The 4228-nt window shown below is 72.4% G+C and carries 3 protein-coding genes; 2 read left to right on the top strand and 1 reads right to left on the bottom strand.

Features of this window, described 5'->3' with window-relative positions; all coding sequences use genetic code 11:
• Nucleotides 1–142: 142 nt before the first annotated feature.
• Nucleotides 143–1699 carry an MFS transporter gene (locus ACFV4G_RS43105; protein ID WP_380449069.1) on the bottom strand — a complete coding sequence of 519 codons (1557 nt, stop codon included), beginning with the start codon at nt 1697–1699 and terminating at the stop codon, nt 143–145.
• 128 nt (nt 1700–1827) lie between these two features.
• On the opposite strand from ACFV4G_RS43105, the gene ACFV4G_RS43100 reads away from it, so the two are divergent.
• Together ACFV4G_RS43100 and ACFV4G_RS43095 are read left to right on the top strand one after the other, a co-directional pair.
• Nucleotides 1828–2547, top strand: a complete 720-nt coding sequence (locus ACFV4G_RS43100; protein WP_380449067.1) for a TetR/AcrR family transcriptional regulator C-terminal domain-containing protein — start codon at nt 1828–1830, stop codon at nt 2545–2547.
• Nucleotides 2548–2718: 171 nt separating this feature from the next.
• Nucleotides 2719–4083, top strand: a complete 1365-nt coding sequence (locus tag ACFV4G_RS43095) for an ABC1 kinase family protein (protein WP_380449065.1) — start codon at nt 2719–2721, stop codon at nt 4081–4083.
• Nucleotides 4084–4228: the final 145 nt, after the last annotated feature.

Raw genomic sequence — 4228 nt, 5'->3', positions numbered from 1 at the left:
CCCTCCCCCCCCGGACGCAGAACATGGAGTAGCTGGACAAGACCGAGAAGTCGGCCCCGCCGACTTCTCGCACACAGCACCGAAGGCCGGTACCCCCAGGGGCACCGCCCTTCTCGGTGTGGACACCTCGGGCTGCGCCCCATCAGGCGGCGAGCTCCGCATCCTCCGCCCGCTCGTCGGCCGCATCGGCCGCCGCCCCCTGCTCCGCCGACCCCTGCTCCGCCCCCGCCGGGCGGCCCCGCATGACCAGCGTGGCCACCAGCGCCGCCGCGAGCACCCCGATCGCGCTGATCGTGAAGGTGGTCGTCATCGCGCTCGTGAACGCCTCCCGAGCGGTGTGCACGAGCCCGGCGTCCCCCTTCGCGACAGCCAGCGCCCCGGCGATCGAGTGCCTCGCCCCGTCCGGCAGCCCCGCCGGCATCCGGGCGGCGAAACCGCTCGACAGCAGCGAGCCGAGGATCGCGATGCCGAGCGCGGTGCCGGCCTGCTGGATGGTGTCGTTGAGCGCCGAGCCGACGCCCGCCTTCTCCGCCGGGATGGTGCCCATCAGCGCCCCCACCGCGGCTGGCATGGCCAGACCGGCCCCGAGCCCGAGCAGGCCGAGCGCGACCGCCGGAACGGTGAAGCCGCCGTCGGCCGTGACGGTGGTCAGCAGCCCGAAGGCGGCGGCCATCGCGAGCATCCCGGAGAGGATCAGGAGGCGGTTGCCGATCTTCGCGGCGAACTTGGCCCCGGCCCCGTTGCCGATCAGCGCGGCGACGGCGAGCGGCATGAACGCGAGCCCCGCCTTGACCGGCGAGTAGCCCAGCACGAACTGCAGGTACTGGGTGAGGACCAGCAGCAGCCCGCCGTTGCCGATCTGGACGAGCGTCAGCGAGAGCGAGCCGCCGCTGAAGTCGCGGTGCCCGAAGAGGACCAGCGGCACCATCGGCGCGTCGGTGACGTTCTCCCAGACCACGAACCCGACGAGCGCCACCACCGCCACACCCAGGGTGACCAGCGACCGGCCGCCGAAGGCACCGTGCTGCGGGATCTCGATGATCCACCAGATCAGCGCCGTCATGCCGACCGCGGACAGCACCGCGCCGAGCGGGTCCGGCTTCTGCCACGGCCCCTTGGACTCCGGCATCAGCACGAGACCGGCGAGGATCGCGAGGGCGACGACCGGGACGTTGAGGAAGAAGATCGAGTGCCACGAGAAGTGGTCGATCAGCACGCCGCCGAGGACCGGGCTGCCGACGAGGCCGAGCATCGCCACCGACCCCCAGGCCGCCATCGCCTTGCCGCGCTCGTCCTCGTCGAAGACGGTGATGAGGATCGACAGCGTCGACGGCATGATCAGCGCGCCGCCGACCCCCATCGCGACGCGGGAGGCGATCACCTCACCGGGGTTCGTGCAGAAGGTCGCGGCCAGGGACGCCGCGCCGAAGAGCAGCAGGCCGATGATCATGATCTTCCGTCGGCCGAAGCGGTCGCCGAGGCTGCCGGAGGTCAGCAGCAGCCCGGCGAAGACCAGGACGTAGGAGTCGAGGATCCACTGGGTGTCCTGGGCGCTCGCGCCGAGGTCCGCCGTCATCGAGGGCACGGCCACGGTCAGCGCCATGCTGTCGATCACCAGGACCAACGAGCTCAGGCACAGCACGATCAGGATCCACCAGCGGTGCGGGTTGCGGGCCTGCATGAGATCTCCCCTCTCCATGCGCACACCGTTCCTTCGGTGCGCACTGCGTTCCGTCGCTGCGCACACTGTACGCATCGAGGAACAGTGTGCGCAACTAGCGCTTGCTGTACGCTGAATGCGAACGGTGTACGCAGAAGGGGATGCCGATGGCCGCCAGCACGAACCCGATCCCGTCCGTATGGGCCCGCCGCCAGCGCGAGCCCGACCAGCCCTCGCTCAGCCGGGACGCGATCGTCCGCGAGGCGATCGTGATGCTCGACGCCGAGGGCATCGAGGCGCTGAGCATGCGCAAACTCGCCGCCCGCCTGAACGCCGGCGCGACCTCCCTCTACCGCCACGTCGCGACCAAGGACGAGCTCATGGAGCTCGCGGTCGACGAGGTCTTCGGCGAGATCGTCCTCCCGCCCGCCGACAGCCCCGACTGGCGCGCCGCGGCCACCGACGCCGCCCAGGCCTTCCGCGCGACGGTGCTGCGCCACCCCTGGCTGTCGTCCGTCCTCGGCCAGGCGGGCCTCGCCTACCTGGGCCCCAACCTGATGTCGTTCGCCGAGCAGCTGACCGTCCTGTTCACCGCCGCCGGGTTCCCCGAGCCGGTCCGGGCGATCGACACCCTGGTCTGCTACACGATCGGCATGGGCACCACGGAGTCGGCCTGGCTCACCACGGTGGCCCGGTCCGGCCAGACGGAGGCCGAGTTCATCGCCCGTCTCATGCCCGCCGCCCAGGAGGCGGCCGACGGCTTCGAGCACCTCGCCGACGCCTACGCTACCGCCGCCGGCACCGACCCGGTGACCATCCGCGACAGCAAGTTCGGCTACGGCCTGGAGGTCGTCCTCGACGGCCTGGCCCTGCGCCTGCCCCGCTGATCCGCGGATCCGCCGCCGGTACGCCGCCCGTACGCCACCGGTCCGACACCGATGCGCCGCTCACGCCTGCGCGAAATACGGGCTGGTGCGGGGCGGCGAGCGGGCACAATGGCGTAGTGATGGTCGGCCGTCCGGTACCGGGTGGCCGGGGGTGTGTCGGATGGAGGCCCGGTGAGCGATCTTCCGCGCAAGGCAGTGACCCGCACGGCACGGCTCGCCGCCCTGCCCCTGGGGATAGCCGGCCGCGCCACGCTCGGCCTGGGCAGGCGGATCGGCGGTCGGTCCGCCGAGGTGGTGACGGCCGAGCTGCAACAGGCCACCGCCGACCAGCTGTTCAAGGTGCTCGGCGAACTCAAGGGCGGGGCCATGAAGTTCGGGCAGGTGCTGTCCGTCTTCGAGGCCGCGCTGCCCGAGGAGGTCGCCGGCCCGTACCGGGCGGCGCTCACCAAGCTGCAGGACGCCGCTCCCCCGATGCCCGCCGCCAAGGTGCACACCGCGCTCGCCGAGCGCCTCGGGGCCAACTGGCGTGAGCTGTTCCGGGAGTTCGACGACCGGCCGGCGGCCGCCGCCTCGATCGGCCAGGTGCACCGGGCGGTCTGGCACGACGGCCGACGGGTCGCCGTCAAGGTGCAGTACCCGGGCGCGGGTGACGCGCTGCTCGCGGACCTGTCGCAACTCGGCCGCGTCGCCTGGCTGCTGGGCCCGCTGATCCCGGGGCTGGACATCAAGCCGCTGATCGCCGAGCTGCGCGAGCGGGTCTCCGAGGAGCTCGACTACGAGCTGGAGGCGCAGGCGCAGCGTCGGCACGCCGAGGTGTTCGCGGGCGATCCGGACATCGTGGTGCCGGGTGTGGTGGCGCAGGCGGATCAGGTGCTGGTGACGGAGTGGATGGACGGCACGCCGCTGGCGGAGGTGATCGCGGGCGGGAGCCAGGAGGAGCGGGACCGTGCGGGCCGGCTGCTGGCCCGGTTCCTGTTCGCCGGTCCGGCGCGGACGGGGTTGTTGCACGCGGATCCGCATCCGGGCAATTTCCGGTTGTTGAAGGACGACGGTCCGGTGTCGGGGTGGCGGCTGGGGGTGCTGGACTTCGGCACGGTGGACCGGTTGCCGGGTGGGTTGCCGGCGCCGATCGGGGCGTCGCTGCGGATGGCGTTGGCCGGTGATGCGGCGGGTGTGCTGGAGATGCTGCGGGAGGAGGGCTTCGTGAAGCCCTCGATCGAGCTGGATGCGGACGCGGTGCTGGACTACCTGGTGCCGATCATCGAGCCGGCGGCGGTGGATTCCTTCCACTTCACGCGGGCGTGGATGCGGGCGCAGGCGGCGCGGATCGCGGATCCGCGGTCGCCTGCCTACAACCTGGGCAAGCAGTTGAACCTGCCGCCGTCGTACCTGCTGATCCACCGGGTGACGTTGAGCACGATCGGGGTGCTGTGTCAGCTGGGGGCGAAGGCGCCGTTCCGGGCGGAGATGCTGGAGTGGCTGCCGGAGTTCGCCGAGCAGGGACCGGGTGGCAAGCGGGCCCGCAAGGGCCGCTGAGGGGCCGGGGAAGCCCGGGGCGCCGACGAGTCGGAGCCGAGTAGCCAGCAGAACGGCCGCGCCGCCGCGGCCCGCGGCCGCGGGGCGGCCCCCGGGGGGCCCGGGGGGGGGCGTACGACGTGTCGCGTCCCGTGCGGGCCGCACC

The organism is Kitasatospora sp. NPDC059747 (assembly GCF_042732955.1).
Taxonomy (GTDB): domain Bacteria; phylum Actinomycetota; class Actinomycetes; order Streptomycetales; family Streptomycetaceae; genus Kitasatospora.
The sequence above is the reverse complement of the archived record's forward strand: the minus strand, read 5'-3'. Positions and strand labels throughout refer to the sequence as shown.

Bases quoted from the DNA above. Each gene is read 5' to 3' on its own strand.
- ACFV4G_RS43105 (WP_380449069.1), bottom strand. From the start codon at position 1,699: ATGGAGAGGGGAGATCTCATGCAGGCCCGCAACCCGCACCGCTGGTGG.
- ACFV4G_RS43100 (WP_380449067.1), top strand. From the start codon at position 1,828: ATGGCCGCCAGCACGAACCCGATCCCGTCCGTATGGGCCCGCCGCCAG.